Origin of the sequence: Archangium lansingense, from assembly GCF_026626635.1 — a bacterium.
Taxonomy (GTDB): Bacteria; Myxococcota; Myxococcia; order Myxococcales; family Myxococcaceae; genus Archangium; species Archangium lansingense.
This window is the reverse complement of record NZ_JAPNKA010000001.1, coordinates 9,419,055-9,440,827: the sequence shown is the minus strand read 5'-3', so window position 1 is coordinate 9,440,827 and position 21,773 is coordinate 9,419,055. Positions and strand designations below refer to the sequence as shown.

The 21,773-nt window shown below is 67.4% G+C and carries 20 protein-coding genes; 7 read left to right on the top strand and 13 right to left on the bottom strand.

From position 1 onward, the window contains the following. Positions 1-45 precede the first annotated feature (45 nt). Positions 46-804 (top strand): 2OG-Fe(II)-dependent halogenase WelO5 family protein, encoded by a 759-nt coding sequence (locus tag OV287_RS37390; RefSeq protein WP_267538818.1) that lies wholly within the window; start codon positions 46-48, stop codon positions 802-804. Here the strand turns inward: OV287_RS37390 and OV287_RS37385 are convergent. The 4 genes from OV287_RS37385 to OV287_RS37370 are packed head-to-tail and all read right to left on the bottom strand — an operon-like array spanning position 801 to position 5,012. Further along, positions 801-1,367, bottom strand: coding sequence for a hypothetical protein (locus OV287_RS37385; RefSeq protein ID WP_267538817.1), 567 nt, complete (start codon positions 1,365-1,367; stop codon positions 801-803). The genes OV287_RS37390 and OV287_RS37385 overlap by 4 nt on opposite strands. Positions 1,368-1,379: 12 nt before the next feature. Continuing rightward, positions 1,380-2,879, bottom strand: coding sequence for a hypothetical protein (locus OV287_RS37380; protein WP_267538816.1), 1,500 nt, complete (start codon positions 2,877-2,879; stop codon positions 1,380-1,382). A 19-nt stretch (positions 2,880-2,898) separates the two neighbouring features. Then, complete coding sequence (locus tag OV287_RS37375; protein WP_267538815.1) at positions 2,899-4,158, bottom strand: glutathionylspermidine synthase family protein; 1,260 nt, start codon at positions 4,156-4,158, stop codon at positions 2,899-2,901. Next, a complete protein-coding gene (locus OV287_RS37370; RefSeq protein ID WP_267538814.1) occupies positions 4,155-5,012 on the bottom strand; it encodes a DUF350 domain-containing protein in 858 nt (285 codons plus the stop codon). Before OV287_RS37370 ends, OV287_RS37375 begins: the two co-directional genes overlap by 4 nt. A gap of 230 nt (positions 5,013-5,242) precedes the next feature. Between OV287_RS37370 and OV287_RS37365 the strand changes: the two genes are divergently transcribed. Continuing rightward, positions 5,243-5,935, top strand: a complete 693-nt coding sequence (locus OV287_RS37365; protein WP_267538813.1) for a GNAT family N-acetyltransferase — start codon at positions 5,243-5,245, stop codon at positions 5,933-5,935. On the opposite strand, the gene OV287_RS37360 is transcribed toward OV287_RS37365, so the two are convergent. Continuing rightward, entirely contained in the window at positions 5,908-6,762 is an 855-nt protein-coding gene (locus tag OV287_RS37360; RefSeq protein ID WP_267538812.1) for a hypothetical protein, read from the bottom strand. The two genes, OV287_RS37365 and OV287_RS37360, sit on opposite strands and share 28 nt — an antisense overlap. A gap of 173 nt (positions 6,763-6,935) precedes the next feature. Between OV287_RS37360 and OV287_RS37355 the strand changes: the two genes are divergently transcribed. Both OV287_RS37355 and OV287_RS37350 read left to right on the top strand, forming a co-directional pair. After that, positions 6,936-7,940, top strand: a complete 1,005-nt coding sequence (locus tag OV287_RS37355; RefSeq protein ID WP_267538811.1) for a tetratricopeptide repeat protein — start codon at positions 6,936-6,938, stop codon at positions 7,938-7,940. Next, positions 7,937-8,302, top strand: coding sequence for a DUF2019 domain-containing protein (locus OV287_RS37350; protein WP_267538810.1), 366 nt, complete (start codon positions 7,937-7,939; stop codon positions 8,300-8,302). Before OV287_RS37355 ends, OV287_RS37350 begins: the two co-directional genes overlap by 4 nt. Positions 8,303-8,370: 68 nt before the next feature. Here OV287_RS37350 and OV287_RS37345 read toward each other — a convergent pair whose 3' ends face one another. Together OV287_RS37345 and OV287_RS37340 are read right to left on the bottom strand one after the other, a co-directional pair. After that, positions 8,371-9,285: a DUF2381 family protein gene (locus OV287_RS37345; RefSeq protein WP_267538809.1), complete on the bottom strand. Its 915-nt coding sequence runs from the start codon at positions 9,283-9,285 to the stop codon at positions 8,371-8,373. Positions 9,286-9,308: 23 nt separating this feature from the next. Further along, positions 9,309-11,030, bottom strand: a complete 1,722-nt coding sequence (locus tag OV287_RS37340; protein WP_267538808.1) for a serine/threonine protein kinase — start codon at positions 11,028-11,030, stop codon at positions 9,309-9,311. Positions 11,031-11,308: 278 nt separating this feature from the next. On the opposite strand from OV287_RS37340, the gene OV287_RS37335 reads away from it, so the two are divergent. Next, a complete protein-coding gene (locus OV287_RS37335) occupies positions 11,309-11,824 on the top strand; it encodes a hypothetical protein (protein WP_267538807.1) in 516 nt (171 codons plus the stop codon). A 24-nt stretch (positions 11,825-11,848) separates the two neighbouring features. Beyond that, positions 11,849-12,241, top strand: a complete 393-nt coding sequence (locus OV287_RS37330) for a hypothetical protein (RefSeq protein WP_267538806.1) — start codon at positions 11,849-11,851, stop codon at positions 12,239-12,241. 139 nt (positions 12,242-12,380) lie between these two features. Here OV287_RS37330 and OV287_RS37325 read toward each other — a convergent pair whose 3' ends face one another. From OV287_RS37325 to clpB, 4 genes are all read right to left on the bottom strand, one after another. After that, on the bottom strand, positions 12,381-14,555 hold the full coding sequence (locus OV287_RS37325) for a choice-of-anchor Z repeating domain-containing protein (RefSeq protein ID WP_267538805.1): 2,175 nt from the start codon (positions 14,553-14,555) through the stop codon (positions 12,381-12,383). Positions 14,556-14,623: 68 nt separating this feature from the next. Then, positions 14,624-15,229 carry an HmuY family protein gene (locus OV287_RS37320; RefSeq protein ID WP_267538804.1) on the bottom strand — a complete coding sequence of 202 codons (606 nt, stop codon included), beginning with the start codon at positions 15,227-15,229 and terminating at the stop codon, positions 14,624-14,626. A gap of 46 nt (positions 15,230-15,275) precedes the next feature. Next, positions 15,276-17,303 (bottom strand): TonB-dependent receptor plug domain-containing protein, encoded by a 2,028-nt coding sequence (locus OV287_RS37315; RefSeq protein ID WP_267538803.1) that lies wholly within the window; start codon positions 17,301-17,303, stop codon positions 15,276-15,278. Positions 17,304-17,447: 144 nt separating this feature from the next. Continuing rightward, complete coding sequence (gene clpB / locus OV287_RS37310; RefSeq protein ID WP_267538802.1) at positions 17,448-20,051, bottom strand: ATP-dependent chaperone ClpB; 2,604 nt, start codon at positions 20,049-20,051, stop codon at positions 17,448-17,450. A gap of 227 nt (positions 20,052-20,278) precedes the next feature. Between clpB and OV287_RS37305 the strand changes: the two genes are divergently transcribed. Then, a complete protein-coding gene (locus OV287_RS37305; RefSeq protein WP_267538801.1) occupies positions 20,279-20,788 on the top strand; it encodes a hypothetical protein in 510 nt (169 codons plus the stop codon). A gap of 24 nt (positions 20,789-20,812) precedes the next feature. On the opposite strand, the gene OV287_RS37300 is transcribed toward OV287_RS37305, so the two are convergent. Beyond that, positions 20,813-21,475 carry a hypothetical protein gene (locus OV287_RS37300; protein WP_267538800.1) on the bottom strand — a complete coding sequence of 221 codons (663 nt, stop codon included), beginning with the start codon at positions 21,473-21,475 and terminating at the stop codon, positions 20,813-20,815. After that, the gene (locus tag OV287_RS37295) at positions 21,472-21,771 is read right to left on the bottom strand and encodes a DUF1844 domain-containing protein (protein ID WP_267538799.1); all 300 of its coding nucleotides are present in this window, start codon (positions 21,769-21,771) and stop codon (positions 21,472-21,474) included. Before OV287_RS37295 ends, OV287_RS37300 begins: the two co-directional genes overlap by 4 nt. Positions 21,772-21,773 lie beyond the last annotated feature (2 nt).

Sequence of the window (21,773 nt, the reverse complement as noted above, 5' to 3'; positions counted from 1 at the left end):
GCGGCGATTGCATGGCGCTCATTTCTCCCGCATCGTCCGGCCACCATGGCCGTGCCTCACGCCACCGTCGCCGAGCGCTCGTGGGACTCCCTGCGCTCGGGTTCCTCGGACTTCCTCTCCCTGCTCGATGCGCACCTGGGCGTGCGCATTCCCGGTTTCCTTCCGCCCGAGGAATGCGCCGCGCTCGCACGTCGCGTGTACGCGGGTCGGCCCTTCTGGATTTCCGACTTCGATGGCGTGCAGTTCTCCCTGGGCCGCGCCTGGTACACCCACCTCGAGCAGGATCGCGAAGAAGAGTACTTCGCCAACGCCCGCACCTCGGACGCGGTGGTGGAGCGGATGCTGCCGGGCCTACAAGGCCGTTTGTGTGAGGCCATCTCGACGCTGGTGGGGGCTCCCGCCGCCAAGCGCGAGGGCTGGTGCGGTCCCGGCGTCCACATCTTCCCGGCTGGCGAGTGGCTGTCCCACAACGGGGGCGACGTCCACTACGACAACGAGGGCCTCTCCGATGAACAGTGCGCCCGCCGCTCGCGTGCGCTCACCCTCGTGCTCATGCTCCAGCCTCCGGAATCCGGTGGGGCGCTTCGCTTGTGGGACGTCACCTTCGCGGGGACTGACGAGGTCTCCGAGCGTGAACGCCAGTCACCGCGCGCCGATGTGGATTACCGGGTGGGGGAGCTGCTCGTGCTCGACAGCTACCGGCTGCATCAGATCCAACCCTTCACCGGCACGCGCGATCGCATCTCGGCCACGGCGCACGCGGCCCTGGATGAATCGGGCTCGCGCTGGGAGGTCTGGTTCTAGGCGGTGAGCTGGCGCAGGTAGTGGAAGTTCTTGCCCGACAGGTCCTCCTTCGTGAGACCGCAGGCGGGGTCATCTCCCGGCAGCAGATACACGACGTCGGACTTCACGTGCAGGAAGTTGAGCAGCGCGGGGCCCTTGAGCAGGTGCTGGAAGGTGCCTCGCGTCCACAGCTTCGCCTCGGGAATGTCGCAGTGCTGGCCCAGCCGCTGGTCGCTCGTGCTTCCGTTCTGCAGCAGCAGCGCCAGGGTGCACGCGAGGTAGCGCGGAGTCCCATCCTCGGGGGCCGGCTGGCTCCGGGCCTCCTTGCCCTGCAGCCCGTCCACCCAGTCCTGGAAGTCCCTCGGCGCGCGTGAGGGGTCATCCCAGTAGTCCCACACGCCCATTTCGAAGCGGTTGACCTGCCGGCGCAGCACGCTGCAGATGCGGCCGTAGAAGTCGTGCATCTGCGCGTAGTTGGTGCGCTCGGGCGAGGAGCGGATGATTTTGTGCAGCTCCCGGTACGTGGGATCGTTCTCGCCCTGGAGCTCCATCACCAACTGCATCGAGAAGACGGAGTAGTTCATGCGCCGCTCCTTTCACCCGCCGGAGTAGGAGTAGCTCGAGGAGCGGCTCCACGAGCTGCGTGAGGAGAACGCCGGTCCGAGGATGGCGCGGCTGTTGCTCGACATCCGCATGGCCACCTTGCCGAAGCCGGAGGGGAAGGGCCGGAAGGCGCCAGTCGCACCGCGAGGGATGGCGGAGAACATCGTCGCCCGCCGTAGCGGCTCGTAGGCGTACCCGCCCGAGACATTGGATGGCAATCGCGCCAGGTCCTTCATGGAGAGGATGCCGGCGGAGGGACGTCCGTACACCATGTTGGGGCGCGTCACGGTGTGCACCCAGGGGTAGGCGATCCAGAAGGTGTCGTGCGACGTCCGCGACCCTCCGTAGTACCAGGAGCGGGCGCTCTTGGTGGTGCCCGCCGTGACCGGGCTCGTGGTCCCCGCGTCGGAGGTGCCCGCGGTGGCCAGGCTTGTGCCCGCGTCGGCCGGGGTGCCTCCGTCGGTGGCGGCCAGGGGCTGGGTCGTGGCCACGGTCGGCGTGGCGGTCTCGGTGGGGCCGGGCTGGAAGTCGCTCGCGGCCACCAGCTTCACGTCCAGGCCCGCGGTACGCCAGGCCACGAAGTCCTCGTTGAGATCGTCCAGCTCCTCCAACGGCGGCTTCCCGCCGGGGACGACGTACAGCACGTGCTTGACGCCCAGCTTGCGCAGCTGCTCAGCGGAAGGCATCCGAGCCATGTACCGGTTGTCGAACTCCTGCTGCCGGTCGGTGTAGGGCGCCAGCCGCTGGCGATCCAGCACGAACACCGGAGGCGCGGGGAGCGTGCGTTTTGGCGTGAGCTGCCGGAACGTGGGCTGGTAGTACGCCACTGCGGCCAGCGTGAGGTGCGCGGGGACCACGCCCACCGGGTGCGGCCAGTTGTCGAAGGTGAAGACGGGCTCGAAGCGCTCGGCCAGGGCCGCGGAGAAGGCGATCGACTCGGGGCCCGGCAAGTCCACCAGCACGGCCGTGGCGAGTGCTGCTTCCGGCTGCCCCGCGAAGAGGCTGGCCAGTGCCTGGCCCTGGTTGAACGCCGTGATCATCTCGGGCGTGTTGATGGGGCTCAGCGCGTTGACCAGCGAGCCGGAGGCGGAGACGGACTGGAAGAGCGTGGCCTGGGAGAAGGGCTTGAGCGCGTCCTGCTTCGGCGTCAGCTCGGTGGCGAGCGCAGTGAGCTCCTGGGGCTTGAGGGGGACGTTGGCCTGGCCCGAGAAGGTGAGCGAGTCGTCCGTGGCGCCGAAGTTCCACCCGCGCTCGCGTTGCATCTGCAGCGCGTCGTGGAACTCCAGGTACTCGTCCTCGCCTGCGGCGGCGAGCGCGATGCCTCCCACGGCCACCGCGCCGCCGAACACCGCGAGCGCCTGGAGGGCCTTGCGCCGGGAGACGGGGTCGCTCATCGCCGAGAGGCCCTCGTTCCACCACTGCGCGCCGATGAGGCCCGGTTGCCGGGTCATCACCTTGCGCTGGAAGGGGTTCGGGTCGGTCTGGCTGCTCATCGTCTCGTCTTCCTTCCCTTCACGGAGTGACCAGCACCGGAGTGCTCAGGGCGCGCGTGTCGGTGGCGCCGTGCTGCACGCGGGTGTAGAGGCCCGCGGCCTCGCCCGCGATCACATAGACGCCGTGGTTGATGGTCTCTCCGCCCGCGGTCTCCTCCGCGGCGAAGTAGCGCTGGGCCACCCAGCGGCCGGGCACCGCGTGCACCAGTGCTGCGTTCCACTCCTGCTGGGGCGTGAAGCGGCCCACCAGCACCTCGTCCCCCTCGGCGCCGTAGTCCGACTTGAGCACCCACGCTTCCCTGTCCCGCGCCAGCTCCTCGATGGGTAGCGTCTCCATCCGCACGGTGTAGGGGATATGAGCGCGGATGGTGGCCCGCGCGCGCGGGGAGAAGCACTCGTGCCGCTCCCACATGAAGGCCATGGTCCGCTTGTTCTGCGTGAGCACGGCGCCGAATGGGTTCACGACCACGCATCGGCCCTCCAGGCAAGCCTGGAGCACCACGGAGAGCGGGCCGGCCAGCGGCACCATGTCCTCGAAGGGCTCCTCGTCGTCCCAGACGGGGAGGCGCTCGCCCCACCAGTCCGTCTTGTAGTGGCGCAACAGCACGTCGCACGGCTCGCCGAAGAGGCGCACCCGACCGTCCGGACTCAAGGTGAGGTTGAAGGGCGAGCCCAGGTGCACCTTCCACCCGCGCGCTTCGAACCACTGGCGGTAGAGCCGCACCAGTCCCAGGTCCTCGGGCATCTCCGTGGGGTAGAGGATGCCCACCGAGAGCTGCTCGGGCGCGGGCACCAGCAGCCGGGCCGCCAGTGACTCCACCATCGAGCACATCCGCTCGCCCAGCGCCGTGTTGGGGTCCACCGTTCCCGGCCACGCGGGCTGCACCAGCGGATTGAGCAGCACGGCCTCCACCTCGCCAGTGGGCGTGTCGCTGTTGAGCTCGCACACCGCGAGCTGCCCGTCCTTGGTGAGAAAGACGTCTGCTCGCGCGAAGCCGTGCCAGAAGGGCTGCGAGGCCTGCCACATGAGCTTCTGGCCGGGCGTGAGGCCGAAGAACTCGTCCAGCACCTCGGGCGAGGCGGCGCACGCCAGCACCAGCTCATGGTAGGCCGCCGCCACGTTCTCGGCTGCACGGTAGAGCGCGGCCTGGCGCTCGCGGGGCATGAGCAGGGGCTCGGCACGGAAGCGCGGCGCGCCCTCCAGCCATGGGTCCGTGACGAGGCCCGTACGCACCAGCTGCTCGGCGAGCGCCTCGTAGGTGAGGGGCAGGGTGCTCATCCCAGACGCGTCACCAGGAAGGCGGCCGCCAGGTAGGAGACGGCCTCCAGCACGCCCATTCCCAGGTTGCGCTCAGCGGCGATGCCCTGATCCAACCGGCCGCCGCGCAGGGTGAATCGCGCGCCCAGCAGCAGCGTCTGCACGAAGAGCTGGCGCACCGGGTAGAGCGCCAGGGCGAACACGAGCGCCAGCGCGTAGCCGCGCAGCGAGGCCGCCCAGCCCACGAAGTTCCCCTCCACCGCGTGGCCGATGATGATGGAGAGCGCCACGGTGATGCCCGCGTAGCTGAGCGCCGCGGCCAGGTTCTCTCCGAGAATCTCCTCGGCGTCGTCGTAGGCGGTGAGGGTGCGGAAGAGCATCACGAACAGGTGCAGGGTGACCTGAGCAATCACCACGAAGACGAGCACTACGCCCAGCGTGCCCAGGTCCGTGCCGGACACGGAGCGCGACAGGAGGATGCCCGTGGCGAGGTAGTGCGCTCCGGCGGCCAGTCCGGCGGCGATGTTGCCGCGCTCGACCTCCGCTGCCAGCCGCGCGCGCAGCAGCACCCGCACGCCCAGGTGCCCGAAGACGACGAGCAGCACCAGCGCCGCGAGTCCGTAGGCGCTCACCCAGAGCACGTCGTGCATCAGACTCTCGCCCTGGACGCACCCGGCCACCACCGAGCCGGAGATCAGGAACAGGCCAAGCACCTGGCCCACCTGGACGAGCGCATGGGCCATGTGGCCCTCCTCCAGGTCCGAGCGAACGGTGTGCGCGGGCGACCACAGCCGCTGTCCGGCGCGCAGGAGCAGCAGGAGCACGACGGTGGTGATCGCACCAAAGGCGGGCAGGTAGAGGGGGCGGAGCTCCATGGGGACCGGGATGCTACCTCGACTCCCCCTGCAAGCACCTGGAACCACGGCCCCTGGCCGGAAGAGGGGCCTTCGAACCGCCGGCGCGTTTATCCCACCTCCCCGGAATTGCCGGAATCATGACGCACCTGCTGTCAGCTACCTCCCAGCGGTGCGGAACAGGGGCGGGGATGGGTTGCCGCGGTGCGGCATTGGACCCAGGTTGCGTGGACCACGGGGGGAGGTTCCACATGCAGCCGTACCGTCGTTTCCACTCGCAGTACCGAGAACGGTTGTCGCTCGCGGACGGGACGTGGGCGGAGCTGCGGATGGTCCGGCGCGAGGATGCGGCGCTGCTGCGAGAGGGCTTCGAGCGGCTCTCCTCGCGCTCGCGCTACCAGCGCTTCTTGTCGGCCAAGCCCCGGCTGACTGCCGAGGAGTTGAGCTACCTGACGAGCGTGGATGGGGAGCGGCACGTGGCCATCGGGGCGGTGACGTGGAGCCCGAGCGGCAAAGAGGTGGGGCTGGGAGTGGCCCGGTTCTTCCGCCAGGCCCACGCGCCCGAGGTCGCCGAGGTGGCCATCACCGTGGTGGACGACGCGCAGGGCAAGGGGCTCGGCCGCATCTTGATGGACAGGCTGGTGGAGGCCGCGCGCGAGCGGGGCGTGGAGCGCTTCGAGTTCCGGGTGCTGGCGGGCAACGTGCCCATGTACAAGCTCGTCCAGGCGCTCGCGCCGTGCGAGCCCGAGCAGGACGAGGAGGCGCTGTGCTTCAGCGTGCCGTTGGCGGCGCCCGTGCGCGGAGGCTCGGAGGTGCTGCGCTCGTTGCTGGCGTTGGCGGCCCAGGGGGCACTCACACTCATTGGGCCCACGTGCCGGTGGCGGGGCGTGTCCCGCGTACCGCCTCCCGAGGTGGCCTACGAGGAGGAGGCTCGCTCTCCTTGAGGCGCGTGGTCCCGCTGTAGCCGCTCGAAGAAGGCGGGCTCGAAGACTCCATCCACGCGCAGCGAGTAGCGGAAGAAGGGGGCGGCCTCGACGCCGTGGTAGTCGAAGTCGTTGAACCAGTATGCGTGGCCGTCCACGTGCGTCTTCTCCTGGCGCTCCTCGTCCCAGAGGTAGAGGCGCTTGTTGCCGCGAGGGCAGACGGTGATGAAGTGGTCGGGGGCCGTCTGGTCCTCGGGCTCGCCGTCGCGGTGGACGGTGCCGTGGTCGTTGGCGTTGAGCCCGAGCAGGGTGCAGCGGCCGAGCTCCCGGAAGGGAAGGGACTTCACGAAGGCCACGGTGCGAGGGAAGTAGAGGCGGGCCTCGCGGGTGAAGTCCTTGCCGGCGCTGGTGCTCTTCTCGCTCCAGTAGCCGCCGGGGATGAGCTCGTAGAAGACCTTCCAGGGGAAGTAGACGCCGTGCTTGAACTCGAGGAAGCGCATCTGCTCGCGGGTGAGCGGGTGGTCGCGCTCCTCGCCGAACTCGTACTCGTGGCGGCGCCGTGGGTCGAACGCACCGGCGTCGTTTCCGAGCGAGACGAAGGTGGCGAACTCCTTCTCGGAGAAGCCGCGGATGACCTGGCCGTAGTCGACGTAGGGGTCGTCCGCGAGCGAGGGCGGGACGATGCCCATGGCCTTGTGGCTGCCGCCGGTGTAGCTGGTGCCCACCTGGGCGAGCGCGTAGCAGATCTCGTCATCCAGCGAGGCGAGCTGCGCCAGCTCGAGGTAGGGCTCGAGGTTGATGAAGGGGCGGTCCCAGATGCCCACGAGTCCGCTGCGTGCTCCAGCCATTGCGTGTCCGTTCGACTCCGGGCCCGCGAAGGGCGGCCCTGTTCCGGGGCGCAGGATACGTCCTGGGGAGCGGGCCGGGAACGCGGGTTCGAGCGGGCCTGCCGCCCGGCGGACGAGCAGGCGCCATTTCTTCGTTCTTCGCATGGGCGCGGTAGGCTGGCCCGGGTCACCTCATGCCCTGGCTCGCCCTTGCTCTCTTCGTCATGATCGCCGTGCTGCTCCGGCAGCCGGTCATCGGTGCGCTGTTCGCACTGGCGGAGGAGTGCAGCTTCCACTGGGGCGCCTATCGCGGCACTCTCGGCCTCACCCGCGCCATCGGGTTGCTGGGGGCCGATGCATTTATGCGGCGCTCGCTGCTGCAACTCCGGGTGCATGCCCATGAGGCACTCGGGGAGACCGCGCGAGCCGTCGAGGGAGCGCGGCGGCTCGCGGACGAGGCCAGGGCCGTAGGGGACTGGAGCCTGGCCAACACGGCCATCAACACCTTCATCAACGCGGGCCTGTATCGGGAGGCGCTGGAGGTCGAGCGCGGGTGGGAGCCCCAGGAGGAACCCATCTCGGAAGAGTGGGGGCCCGACGAGCAGTCGGCCCTGGCGCGGTTCAACCTCTGTGAGGCGCACTACAACCTGGGTGACTGGGAGGCTGCCAGCGAGTGCCTCCGAGCCGTGGAGGAGGCTGCGGTCGACGAGCCCATGCTCCGGCAGGCGATCCCCATGCAACGGGCGTGGATCCAGGCGCACACCGGTCACGAGGCCGACGCGCTCGCGACCCTGGATCAGTTGAACCGCAAGGGTATTCCCCGTGTGTATTGGAGCGAGGTGGCCTTCACCCGGGCTGCGGTGCTGCTGGCAATGCGGCGGTACGACGAGGCAGCGAGTGAGGCGCGGGCGGGGTTGAAGTTCGCGCGCCGGGTGGCGAGCACGAGGAACGGGCTGTTCATGCTTGGGCGCATCGCCCTGGCGGAGGGGCGGTTGGAGGAGGCAGCGCGGCACTTCGAGGCCGGGGCCGCGCACCCGTACAAGGGGCAGGGCGGGGGAGCGCTGCTGGCGTGGGGCGATTGCCTGGAGAAGCTCGGTCGGGGTGAGCGCGCCAGGGAGGCGTGGAGGCTCGTGCTCGAGCGGGATCCCCAGAGCGCCGCGGCTCGGGAGGCGGGTTCGCGGCTGGGGGCCGCAGGATGACACGTATAAAGAGACTCTCAACGGAAGAGCTGATCGAGAGAATCAAAAGCCTTTCCACTGAGAGGTGGTCTGCGATTCATGCGGGCAGGCCGAAAGAGGCAAACCGCATGTTCGAGCTTCTGGTTGCAATCGAGAGGGAGTTGCGAGCCAGAGGTCTCGAAGCGCAACGTCAGTTATTGAAGCTGCTCGATGATCCAGACCCGGGGACCCGGTGCTGGGTTGCTGGCTCGGTGTTGGAGTTTGCACCAAGCGAGGGGGAGCGGGTGCTCACCGAAATCGCTAGAAGCGTTGATGGCCTGGTGGGATTCTCAGCGGAGAGAACGCTACAGGAATGGAAAGCGGGCACCTTCAAGCCCTTATGATGTCTTCCTAGCTCGGGAACTGAGCGTCAACGGCCCGGTTGAGAAATCTTTTGGGGTCCACCCAATCGCTACGGGAACACCAACCCGGGAATGGTGATGCTACGCGAGCCTTCATCCCGCAGCGTCAGCGTCAATTCACCAAGTACCTCGTACCGCAGTACGTCTACCTCCACGATGACCGAACCTTCGCTGCCGGGCGCAATGGGCTTCTCCTGCCGAAGCTTCATCCCCTTCAGCTCCTTGCCATGGGCGTCCACCAGCGAGCCACCAGCCACTATCCAGGGCTCCGGGCTCGAGTTCTTCAGTGACACCTCCGCCGCGATGCTCTTGTCAGAGCGGTAACCGAAGCCCCATTCGTAAGTGAGGACTCCTTCCGATGGAACGAGTTCCTTCTTCTTGAGGTCCCGCGCCTGGATGCCGAAATTGCTGATTATCTTGTTGGCGATCAGGTCCCGGAGTCCACCAGACTGCTTGAGTTTGGCCTGCAGTTGCTCGAATCGGGCCCGCGTCTGCTCGAGCTCATCGCGGAGTCGCTGGTTCGTCGCCAGCTCCTGGGCGAGTTCTTGCTGCAAGGATTCCCGGGGGCGCTGGTCGCGATACACCTCCACCTGGTGTGCCGCCTGTCCCGGGTAGGCGACCAGGGAGAAGGTGACACGCTGCTGGGTGGTTCCGTCTCCAAGGAGGACCGTGAGCCGGAGTCGCTCTCCCAGTACGAGATCCGGTGGAGGCAGGAGGCTGAGGGTGCTACGCCCTCGAGTCACCTCCAGGAAGCGGACCTCGTCTTGCAGGTCCACCTCCGTGCGCGTGTCGAAGACGAAGTTCGTCATGAGCCCCGGGCTGATGCAGATCTCCCGGGCTGTTGCCGCAGGAGCCAACGCGAGCTCGATGCGCTGCAACTCCTTGCACGCCGTGGTGGTGGGCGGCTGCATGAGGGGCGCGCCTTGAAGAGGCACGAGAACCAGGAGGGCGGAAGGGAGCAGCATGGACAGTCGTCTCTGGCACGGGGTTATTCGAAGCGCGGCACCGGCTGAACACTCATGATGTTGGAGACACGGGCCTTCTCGGACGTGCTGCCGGGCTCCATGGCAATTCCGAGTCCCTGCGTCGTCCTCACCTGCAGGCAGACCGGAACGATCTCACCATCAGGTAGGTGAGCCCGGGTGAAACGGCCATAGACATGCTCCTTTCCGAAAAACAGCTCGCCATCGATGCGGATCCGGCGCGGGAGATCCCCCCACTCTGGGAGGATCTCGGCAGTGACAGGTCCCTCCGAAACCAAGGCGTCAGGGTACTGGGTGTCGAAGGGCGGGATGATGATGCGGTCCGGTCTACCCGGGATGATGTTGAATCGCTTGCGGGTCGCCTCCGAGCCGGGCGGGCACTCTGCAGGCTCCGGAGGCTGACGCTGCTGCGGACCACTCACGCAGGCGGAACCGGCTACACAGCCGGCGGCAAGCAGGGCGCGGGTCGTCTTGGACTTCGTCATCGGGGGCTCCTCTCGGTTCGTCGCGGTGGCGACGGGCGCGGGGGTGGATGACTTCTCAGGTGCCGCGCCGTTGCCAACTTCTCCCGTCAACCGTGCTGACGCCATTTCTTGGCGAGGAGCGGCCTGCTGCGGTGGGGACGAGGGCGGAGACCCCGTGCGTTGGTTGAGAGGCAGCACCGTCGAGGGCTGCTGCTGCCACGAGGCGAACAGGGAGAGCACGCCGGGCACCACCAGCACGGCGGCGAGGGCGAGTCCGGCAGCCCACCACATCTTTGGGACCCGGCGTTCGGGCATCGCCGAGGCAGGGGCAGCTCGCTTGTCTCGTCTGGCTCCAGGAAACAGCGGTGTACGCCAGGAACTGTCCGCCTGGGTGCACAGCTCCAGCAGGTCCTCCGCGAGCGCCTTGGCATCCGGGTACCGGGCCTCGGCCTCCTTCTCCAGCATTCCCATGCACAGCTCGCTCAGGGCCAGGGGCACGCGCGGGTTGAGCTCATGCGGGGCCGGCGGTGTCTTCTCGAGGATGGCCCGATTCAGGTCCGGGCCGTTCCGGTCTCCGAAGGGAAGCGTGCGCGTCAACAGAATGTAGATGACGACGCCCAACGCCCACAGGTCGTCTCCCGGAGCGAAGGGGTAGGGTTCTCCCTCCCACTGGCGGGCGAAGCGCAACGCCTCGGGGCTGCGGTACTCAGCGGTGCCCGGTGGCAGTCGCAGGGTCAGACGAGGTGCACCCACCTTGATGCCCGCCGCGCCGAAGTCCACCAGCACGGGTTGTCCGTCCGCCTCGCGAACGACGATGTTGGCTTCCTTGATGTCCCGGTGCACCACGCCCGAGGCATGCACGTCCGCCAGGGTGAGCGCCAAGGGCAACAACACCCGCATCACCAGTTCGAGCGCGGAGGGATTCTCCTGTGTAACCCAGACGTCGAGCGTGCGGCCCTCGACGAGCGCCAGGGCGAGTACCAGGAAGCGCGGCTCTTCCTCTGGCCAGAGGCCATACCCGTGGAAGGTCACGACGTTGGGGTGCCGCACCAGGCGCAGTGCGGCCGCCTCCCGGTCTCCCCGCGGGTCGATGCGCATCAGCTTGATGGCGAAAGGCCGTCCGCACCGTCTCGCCCGGTACACGGTGCCGAAGCTGCCGGTGGCGAGCAGGCCCTCGACGATGAAGCCCGCCACTTCCGTACCCGGAGCGAGGTCCGGCCCGGGATGCTCACTCCATGCCTGCCGACTACTCTCGTGGAGCATCTCGCTACCTCCAAAAATCTCGGAGGTTACCAGGGAGATGACCTCGGGCCCCGGACGCAGCGGGTTGGGTACGGGGTGGAGAACCCAATTCTGAGGCTCGAAGAATTGCCCGCTACTGCTGCGGACCACGGACAGCAACAGGGAGGGGTTCCGTCCAGAGTTGACCAGTCCGTGTTGTGAGGAGTGACCCGCCAGTCTGGAGGCATCCCCCGCTTGGTACCCTCCACACCATAAGAGAGCAGGCGAGCAAGGCCGCACCGTATTGAGGGGAGCGCGCAATGAAGCCGGTAAGTCTGACGAAACTGACAGTTCTGCTGACGGCCATGGCAGTGGCCAGCGTCGGATGCTCCCACACGCAGCAACCAGAGCGAAAAGTCTACGTCATTTCCGAGGACGCGAGTGGAGTTGGCTCCCTGGTTGGGAGCGGGACTGGCGGCGCTGGCGCCGATGCCTACTGCAACGAACTGGAAAAACAGTGTTTCAAGAAGTGCTGGAGGCGGAAGCCTAAGGAGACGAGCATCAAGAAGCACTCTGAAAACCACCACAAACACTGCTCCAGTGAATGTCTCGAGGTGTTCAGGAAGTGCACCAAGGAGCAAGAGGAACTGGAGCGGCAAGAGTCACAGTCCCAGAGAAAGGAGCTTCATTTCCCGACCGTTGATGCTGCACTCGGCTGGCTCCGGGAGCATAAGGCCGAGGTGGCGATTGGAACAGTTGTCATCGTGGGAGGCATGGTTGCCGCCCCTTACGTCATTGCTATTGTGGGTAGCGCGTTGGTCCTGGCCCCGCTGTAAGCAGGCCGAAGGTTTGGTGATGTGATGGCAGATATTCCAGAGTTTGATTTAGAAGAAGTGATCTATTTTCTGAACCCCTTCATCGAGAATCATGCGGAAGGCTCGAAGGAGAGAAGGGCATTCGCTCTTGCTCAGATTGCGTTGCTCTACATTCGCGACCGTGTGAAGAGGGATGAGTTTGATAAATATTACAGATCGTGCTTTGCCATCCCATTCACAGTCGAGGTCGCTCATGAGTTCACGACGCGAGAAGAGGCGGATCAATGGCTTGCCAGCGGGAACGCCAAGGACTCCGAGCGTGTGAAGATCGCAGGCAAGGGCTTCATGGTCGTTGATGTATCAGGGAGGCTGCGCTTCATGATCGCCCCTCTTCCGGAGGAGTTGGAGACGGACGAATGGAAGGATGATTCCGAGTAGGAGATTCAGCACCCCCACTGGGCTTCGCCCAGCGCGCCTCGCGGGGGCCGCGCTTTTGGCAGTACCGGGCCCAAGAAGAGTCTGCGCCGCGAACTACGGCGTTTTTTCGAAGTGGGGGGCGGCCTGGAGACTCCCTCGCTCACTGTGGGGCGCCCTGGGCCACCCAGTCGATGATGAGCTGTTTCTGCGCGGCGGTGAGCGGAGTCCCTTTGGGCATGGGCGCTCCCGAGCAGGCGGGGCTGTTGTTGGTGGCGAGAATCTTGTCGATGAGAAAGCTCTGGTTGCGCAGCGGGCCGCAGGCCATCACCTGCAGACGCGAGGAGCAGCCGCTGCTGGGAACTCCGACGAGCTCTCCGTATGAGCGCCCAGCGGTGAGGTTGACGGGCGTGGACGGGCTGCTGTGGCAGCCCGCGTTCGCGCAGCTCGCGGTGAAGATTGGCTGGACGTCATTGGCCAGTGTGACGCTCTGGGTGGCCACGCCAAAGTAGGCCGGGGCGGAGGACCCGCCTCCTGGCGCTGGGTTGGTGATAACCACGGCGGCCGCGTTCCCCGAGGGCGCTGAGGCCACCAGCGAAGCGGGGATGGAGGCTCGCAGCTCACCTGTGCTGACGAAGGTCACCGTCACCGGGCTCCCGTTGAAGGTGGCACTTGCTCCCGCCACGAAGCCCGTGCCGCTCAGGGTCAGGGTGAAGCCCGCAGTCCCGGCCACCGTGCCACAAGGAGACAGCGAGGACACGGAGGGCAGGGGGTTGGGCGCAACGACGCTGAAATCGAGGCTGTTGCTCGCGCCTCCGCCCGGCGCGGGATTGGCCACCGTCACCGGGAAGCTGCCGGTGGTGCCAAGGTCCGAAGCGGGAATGGCGGCCGTTACCTCCGTCGGGCTCACGTAGGTGGTGCTCCGAGAGTTGCCATTGAAGGACAGCGTGGCTCCGGGCACGAAGCCCGTGCCGGTGGCCCGCAGGGTGAAGGCCACTCCACCGCGCTCTCCTTGTGAGGGAGATAGCGCGGTGAGCGTAGGCACCGGGTTGGCCTCGCGCACCTCCAGCATCAGCGTGTTGCTCGTCTCGCCATTGCTATTCCTCACCTGCACCGGGTAGTCGCCCGCGGGCGTGGCGGGCAGCGACACCGTGAGCTGTGTGGAGGCACAGGACGAGGGGGTATACGAGCTCCCATTGAAGAGGACGGTGGAGCGGCTGGCGGGTGGCGAGCAGACGTAGCCGGAGCCCGTCACGGTAAGTGAGAAGGCGGCACTGGCCACAACGCGCGCTGGGGCGAGCCCGGTGATGGAGGGGGCGCTCGAGTCGATGGCGGTGAGAGTGAGGCCATTGCTCGTGCCTCCGCCAGGAGCCGGGTTGCGCACGGTGATGGCGTAGCCACCGGGCGTGGCGAGGGTGGGAATCCGCCCCGTCAGCGTGGTGGGCCCTCCGTAGGTCGTCGTCACGTCGGACCCGTTGAACACCACCGTGGAGGCGGCGGTGAAGCCCGTGCCGGTGAGTGTCAGGGTAAAGGGAGCGCCGTTGGTGGCCACGCTGGAGGGGTTGAGGTTGCTCAAGGCAGGTGCCGGGTTTGTGACGAGAAACTCTTGCTCGCTGCTATCACCCCCGCCTGGGGGCGGGTTGCTCACCCGGAAGCGATGTGTGCCGCTCTCGGCGGTGATGGCGGCCGGCAGGAGCACCTCCAACTGGGAGGGGCTCACATAGGTGGGGGTGAGGGGCACTCCGTCGAAGGAGACCTGGCTGCTGGAGAGGAAGCCGCCACCGCCCAGCGTTACTCCTACCTCGCCCGTCCCCACCAGGACGGAGGAGGGCGTGAGCGAGTCCAGTTGCGGCCGCGGGTTGTCCGTGCCCCCATCTGTTGTTCCGCCTCCAGAGGGAGCAGGCGCTCCCGAGCAGATCCACCCGGCGACGTCGCGCAGCGCCGCCTCATCGAGGTAGGGCCCACCCTGGGGCATCCGCCCCGGCGAGTCTGGTAGCAGCTTCAAGTAGAAGTGGCTGTACTCGGGGCGGCCGGGCACCACGAGCCGGCGCATCGGCTGCCCGGTAGAGGTCCGATTGACGGTGGCCTGCCACATCTCCTGGGCGTCACGGAATGTCAGGCCCCCGAGGCCCTGCTCATGACAGGCCGTGATGCATCCCGTCGGCTGTTGCGCCGAGAAGTGTGTGGCGAAGACCTCATCCAAGGTGCGTGGGGCGACACCTTCGCACACAGGGCTTGCTGGCTCGGGGAGGACCTCGGCCTCGCGTTGCTCGGTGCAGCCAGCCATCAAGACGAGACACAGAAGGGTCGCTATCGGGGTGCTAGGCGTTGCGCGCATCTCCACTCCTGGGCTGGAGGGAAGACCCGCGAACATCCTTTCTGGCCACGTCCCTTTAGGGTCCGTTCTCAGGGCGCCAGGGTAGGTGGCGGCATGGGCTGATAGCGCAACGAGAGCCGGGCTGGAGTGCCCGCACTGTCGTAATACGAGAGCATTTGCAGCTTGAAGAACTGTCCGGTGCTGCTGCGGACCACGTACAGCAACTCCGCGCGCGGGCTCAGCCGGTGCGTGGAGAGATCGTAGTAGTACCAGCCGCCCTCGACTCCGCTGAACACCGGCTCCGAGGCGTCTTGCTGATAGCCCTCGGTCGGTGCCGACGCGAGGGAGTCCCAGCCCTGGTTCTTGAGCACCGCCACCCGCACCTCTCCCGTGGGGTTTCCGCCTCCACCGTTCATCGTGATGGTGTAGCGCTGGAAGGCCAGGTCCCATCCGTTGCTCTCGAAGGCCTCGTCGGTCTTCATCTCCCGGCCTTCGTCGATGTCGAAGAAGACCAGCGCGGACTTGTTCGTCGCGTCGATCAGCGCGTGGGAGCTCCCGCCCTCCTGGGGCGTCACCTCGACGAGGGGTCCGCTGTTCGTCTCGCCGTCGAACGGGTAGTCCGTGCGCAGGTCCGGGGCGCAGCCCGCCACCGCGAGCCCGAGGAGCAGTACCGTCTTGTGAATCCGCATCTGCATGTCGACCCTCACCCCAGCCCTCTCCCAGAGGGAGAGGGGGCTTTCCTCAGTACTCCCACTGGACTCCGCCCAGCACGCCTCGCGGGGGCCGCGGGTTGAATTGCTGGTCTCCTGCGTTGAGCAGGTTGTAGCTGTTGACGAAGACGTCGAACCCGCCTCGAAGCTTGTAGGTGACCGTGGCCTCGAGATCGAAATACGAAGGCGCCCACACCTCGCGCTCCTCGAGGCCAATGACATTGGCCATGCCGCCATCCGTGCCCAGGTAGTACGGCCGGCCACTCACCCACGAGCCCCGTACGGTGGCCTCCAGGTTCCACGGGCGGTACCTCGTGGACAGCTGTGCGTTGACGCGGTGCCGCGAGCGGGCCTCCAGCGGGCGATTGCGCGTCTGGTCCCTCGCATCCAGCAGCATGTACGCCAGGTCCAGGTACGTGGAGCGCATGGGCAGCCGGAAGCGTCCGTTGACCTCGATGCCCTGCGTGTAGGCCCTGGCCACGTTCTCGTAGCTGAAGGTCACCGGGTTGTCCGGGTCCGGCGTCCCTCCGGCGGTGATGTTGATGAGGTTGTTCAGCCGGGTGTGGAAACCGCTCGCGGAGAACACCCAACCGTCGATGGGGGGGCGCCAGTCCACGCCGACATTCACCGCCGTGGAGCGCTCGGCCGTGAGGTTGCGGTTGCCCGCGACGATGTAGCCGATGCCCTGGTTGGTGAAGCGCAGGTACATCTCCTGGAAGGACGGTGGGCGGAACCCGAGTCCCACCGAGGCGCGCACCGTCAGCGCCGGGATGGGGTCCAGCTTGAGTGCCAGCCGCGGCGAGGGGGCTCCGCCGAACTGCGAGTCCAGGTCGAAGCGGAAACCCGGTGCCACCTTCAGCTTCGGCCCCGAGCCGTCCGAGGACAGCGCCACATCCCACTCGTCCTGGAGGAATGCGCCGCCCCGGATGCGGCCTACCGGGCTCTCCTCGAGCCGTGCCGAGGTGAGCCGCTCGCCGAGCACCTCGAGGCCTCCGGTGAGCGCGTGGTTGCCCAAGCGGTGGTCCGCCTGGAAGACACCCTCGTAGAGCCGGTTGACGTTCTGCGAGTAGTCGTCGAGCGCCCGCGAGCCGCGCTGGTCCTGCAGGAGTTGGTCGCGGAACAGGCCGAAGTGTCCCCGGACGAGCAGCGAGGTCTCGTTGGGGAGCTGTTTCCTGCCGCCGAGCGACACATCGAACTGCTCCTGCCGCTGCCGCCGGTCGAGCACCGCGCCCGAGGGGTTGAGGTCGACCGCGTTCTCGTCTCGAAAGGTGTACTGGCTGCGCAGCCACAGGCGCGAGCGGTCATCCGCTGCGTAGGCGAGGGCCACGTCACCATCGATTCGGCGGATACCCGAGCCGCTCGTTGCCGCATCCGCGGGCGCCCAGTCATAGGGGTTGCGGGTGCGGTAGCCGCCGCCCACGCGCACCTCGAGGGGGCCCTGCTTCGTGCCCGCGTTCGCGCGGAAGTCGCCCTCCAGCAGCGTGCCGAACGTGCCCCGTGCCCCCAGCTCCAGCGGGCGCTGCACGTGCCGGGTGATGAGGTTCACCACGCCGCCAATGGCATCCGCGCCGTAGAGCGCCGCCGCGGGCCCTTTGACAATCTCCACGCGCTCCACGTCGCGCAGGCTGAAACGTCCGAGGTCCAGCGTGGTGCCCACTCGGCCGCTCACGCGCTCGCCGTCGACGAGGATGAGGACGTACTCGGGATCCAGGCCCTGCAGGCGCATGCCCGTACCCCGGAAGGTCTGTACCAGCTCCACGCCCGGGTGCTGTTGCAGGAGCTGGCCCAGGTCCCGGGCGCCCACCGCTTCAATCTGCTTGCGGGTGATGACCTCGGTGGCCACCACCACATCCTCGAGCTTGCGCTCGGAGCGCGAGGAGGTGACGACCGTCTGCTTGCGGCGGTCGACTTCCTCGGGCTCGGGTGGCGCCGGGGGCGGGGCAGGGGCGGGTTCGGAGATGACAGGCCCGGCGGCGTCGGGGCTGGGGGCGCCCACGCCGGGCTGCTGGGGGTCGATCGGCTGGCGCACCAAGAGGGCGGCCACCAGGGGGAGGAGCACGGGCCGACTCTCGGCCGGATGCTCCCGGTCGTCAATGGGCGCGCACCAGGCGGGTAGGCACGTGGAACGTGAAAGGGCCCCGGGTTGATGCCCGAGGCCCTCGATACCCTCACCCCGTCCCTCTCCCAGGGGGAGAGGGGAGGGTTACGCGGCTTTCGCCTGTCCCTTGCTGAAGGTGAGTCCGTCCTTGCCCGCGTCCACCAAAATGTGGTCCCCGGGCAGGAACTCGCCTCCCAACACCTTCAGCGCCAGCGGGTCCATCAGGTACTTCTGGATGGCTCGCTTCAGCGGCCGCGCTCCGTACGTTGGGTCGTAGCCGCGCTCGGACAGGAGATCCTCCGCCTTCTCCGTCAGCTCCATCGTCAGCCGCTTGTCGGCCAGCAGCTTCTGCAGTCTCACCACCTGCAGCTCGACGATCTGCCGGATGTCCTTCTTGCGCAGCGGCTCGAAGATGATGACCTCGTCCACGCGGTTGAGGAACTCCGGCCGGAAGTGCTGGCGCAGAATCCCCAGCACGTCCTCGCGCGTCGCCTCGTCCAGATCCTCCTTGCCCTGCATTCCCTCCTGCATCGCCTGCGAGCCGATGTTGCTCGTCATGATCAGCACCGTGTTCTTGAAGTCCACGGTCCTGCCCTGGCTGTCCGTCAGCCGGCCCTCGTCGAGAATCTGCAGCAGCATGTTGAAGACGTCCGGGTGGGCCTTCTCGATTTCATCGAACAGGACCACCGTGTACGGCCGGCGCCGCACCGCCTCGGTGAGCTGGCCGCCCTCTTCGTAGCCGACGTACCCCGGAGGCGCGCCCACCAGCCGGGCCACGGAGTGCTTCTCCATGTACTCGGACATGTCGATGCGCACCATCGCGCTGTCGTCATCGAAGAGGAACTCCGCCAGCGCCTTGGCCGTCTCCGTCTTTCCCACGCCCGTGGGGCCCAGGAAGATGAACGAGCCGATGGGCCGGTTTGGATCCTGCAACCCCGAGCGCGCCCGGCGCACCGCGTTGCTCACCGCCTCGATGGCGCTGCGCTGACCGATGACCCGCTTGGCCAGCCGGTCCTCCATGTGCACCAGCTTCTGGACCTCGCCCTCCATCAGCTTGGAGACGGGGATGCCCGTCCACTTGCCCACCACGGCGGCGATGTCCTCCGCGTCCACCTCCTCCTTGAGGAACTTGTGGTTCTTCTGCAGCTCGGCCAGCTTCGCGTTCTGCTGGGCGATCTCCTTCTCCAGGCCGGGGATGACGCCGTACTTGATCTCCGCCGCCTTGTTGAAGTCGCCCTGCCGCTCCACCGCCGCCTGATCGTTCTTCGCCTTCTCGAGCTTCTCCTTCTGCTCTCGGATGCCAGCAATGGCCTTCTTCTCCGCGTCCCAGTGTGCCTTCAGTCCAGTGAAGCGCTCGCTGAGCTCGGCCAGCTCCTTCTCGATCTTCCCCAGCCGCTCGATCGAGTGCGGATCCGTCTCCTTGCGCAGGCCCTCGCGCTCGATCTCCAGCTGGTTCATCTTCCGCCGGATGTCGTCGATCTCCGTCGGCATCGAGTCGATCTCGATGCGCAGGCGGCTGCACGCCTCGTCGACGAGGTCGATGGCCTTGTCCGGCAGGAAGCGGTCGGAGATGTAGCGGTTGGACAGGTTGGCCGCGGACACCAGCGCGGAGTCCTGGATGCGCACGCCGTGGTGCACCTCGTAGCGCTCCTTGAGGCCACGCAGGATGCTGATGGTGTCGTGCACGTTGGGCTCGCCCACCATCACCGGCTGGAAGCGCCGCTCCAGGGCCGCGTCCTTTTCAATGTGCTTGCGGTACTCGTCCAGCGTGGTGGCGCCGATGCAGTGCAGCTCGCCGCGCGCCAGCGCCGGCTTGAGCATGTTGCCCGCGTCCATCGAGCCCTCGGCCTTGCCCGCGCCCACCAGGGTGTGCATCTCGTCGATGAAGAGGATGATCTCCCCCGCGGCGTCCGCCACCTCCTTGAGCACCGCCTTGAGGCGCTCCTCGAACTCGCCGCGGAACTTGGCTCCCGCCACCATCGCGCCCAGGTCCAACGTCACCAGGCGCTTGTTCTTCAGCCCCTCGGGCACGTCCCCATCGACGATGCGCCGCGCCAGGCCCTCGACGATGGCCGTCTTGCCCACGCCCGGTTCACCGATGAGCACCGGATTGTTCTTCGTGCGCCGGCTGAGCACCTGGATGCAGCGGCGGATCTCCTCGTCCCGGCCGATGACGGGGTCCAACTTCCCGGCCCGCGCCGCGTCCGTCAGATCGCGCCCGTACTTCTCCAGCGCCTGGTAGGTGGACTCCGCGTCCTGGCTCGTCACCCGGCTGGAGCCGCGCACTTCCTTCAGGCTGGACTGGACGCGATCGCGCGTCACGCCCGAGGACTTCATCACCTCGCCCACCGCACCCTTGTCCTGGGTGAGCGCCAGCAGCAGGTGCTCGCTGGAGATGAAGTCGTCCTTGAGGCTCTTGGCCTCGTCCTCGGCCTTGTCGAAGGTTTTCAGCAGCCTCTGGCTGAGCATCGCGCTCTCGCCGCCCTGCATCCGTGGCAGCTTCTGGAGCGCCTCACCCAACCGGGAGGCGAACAGCTTCACGTCCACGCCGATCTTGCGCAGCAGGGGCTCGACGATGCCGTCCTTCTGTCCGAGCAGCGCGGTGGCGAGATGCTCCGGCTCGTAGCTCGGGTTGTCCGCCCGGCGGGCCAGAGACTGTCCTTCCTGAATGGCTTCCTGGGCCTTGACTGTGTACTTGTCGAGTCTCATGCCCCCCAACGTAAGGGTCGGGGGTGTCTTGGCAAGCACGCGCGGACCGCCCACATTTCACTTGTCGCGTGAGCCTGGATGCTTGGAGCCTCTACGAACTTCCAGGCTGTCCTGGAGTTGCCTTCCTGCCATCAGGCCGGGTATATGCGCGCCACCTTGGGGGGACTCCTCTGGAAGCGCACGGCGGCTATCTCATCAGAACTGAATCCCTAGGGGGCCTGAAGCTCTTGGAGCTGGCCCGGCGGGCGCTCGTCGAGGACGGCGCCCCGGCGGACTCCTGGTTGACGGTCTGCGTCTATCGTCGGCGCAAGGTCATCCGGCTGGCCCTGGACGGACCCCACAGCGCGGGGCGCCGGGGCTCGCACTGGTACAGCGAGCATCAAGCGTTCGCCCGGCTGCTGTCCAAGGAGGCGGGCATTACGGTCCACTCCTACGTGTATGACCCCCAGGAGTATGAGGAGGTCATGGCCTTTGGTGGAGGCCAGAACGTGGGCGGGGAGCGGCTCTCCTATGACGAGGTGGAGCTGCCCGAGTGTCTGGACGGGGAGTTCGACGACGAGGCCTTCGCGCGGATGCAGGAGCGCTGGCCGCTGGGCCACCTGGCATGGGTGTACGGGGTGGAGCGCGAGCTGCTGCTGCAGCTTCACCGCATGCAGGGGACACGGCTGGTGCTCAACGGCTCGGAGCCGGAGTCGGAGCGGCCTCTGGAGCACCTGCTGCGGGGCCACGCGGCGTGAAGCGGAGGGCCCGGCAGCGGGCCTTCAGTCCTCTTCTTCTACCGCCAGCTCGCCGTCCTGGGTGCTGATGGCCTGACGGACACCCTCGCTGCGGAAGTACTGGCCGAGCAGGGCGAAGGTGCCGGCGATGACGGCCGTCATCACCATGGTGAAGGCCGCGGCGAGCCCGGGCAGGGTCGCCTTGAGCTGGGCGGCGGCCTCGGCCTGCTGGAACATGGGCAGGGTGCTCAGGTGCTCGGCCATGACGGGGCCGATGCGGCGGGCCACCACGGCCCACTGCGCCCCATCAATGGTGCGCAGCAGGGCGGCGAGGATGGCGGAGCCGGCGATCACCCGGCGCATCCGTTCCAGGGGCAGCCCTCCGGGCCTGAGGAGCCGGCCGGAGGCCACGAAGGCGAAGGAGCACGCCACCGCGAGCGCTCCCAGCACCACGGAGCGGGAATCCCGCATGGGCTCGAGCGCGGCGATCTGCGCTTCGGAGATGTGCGCGGCGACGATCAGGTCCGGGTCCTTGGAGAAGCGCGTCAGGTTGCTGACTTCGTCGCGCAGCTCCCCCAGGTGGCCCAGCTCCAGGGTCTCCCGGAGGGCCGAGAAGCCCGTGAGGGCGGAGAGCACGAGGCACACCGCCGCCGCGAAGCGGATGCGCCGCGGCAGGAGCGGGGGGGTGGGGGAGACACGAGGATTCACCGCTTGCTTGCCTCCACGAAGCGGATGCGCAGGTCGGCCAGGAGGTTGTCGAAGAGCTGCTGCTCCTCCGGGGTGAGGTTGCCGCGCGTCTTGTCGTGCAGCATCCCCAGCAGATCCAGGCTCTGACGGGCGAGCACCAGATCCTTCTCGGCCTTGCCCGTCTCCGGGTTGGGCGCCTCACCCAGGTGGATGACGGCGCTGGAGGCCAGGCCGATGAGGAAGGTGCTGAAGGTGATGGCGGCCTCGGGCGCCTCACCCCGCATCACGAAAGTCTCTCCGCGCTTCTCCTCGCTCATGG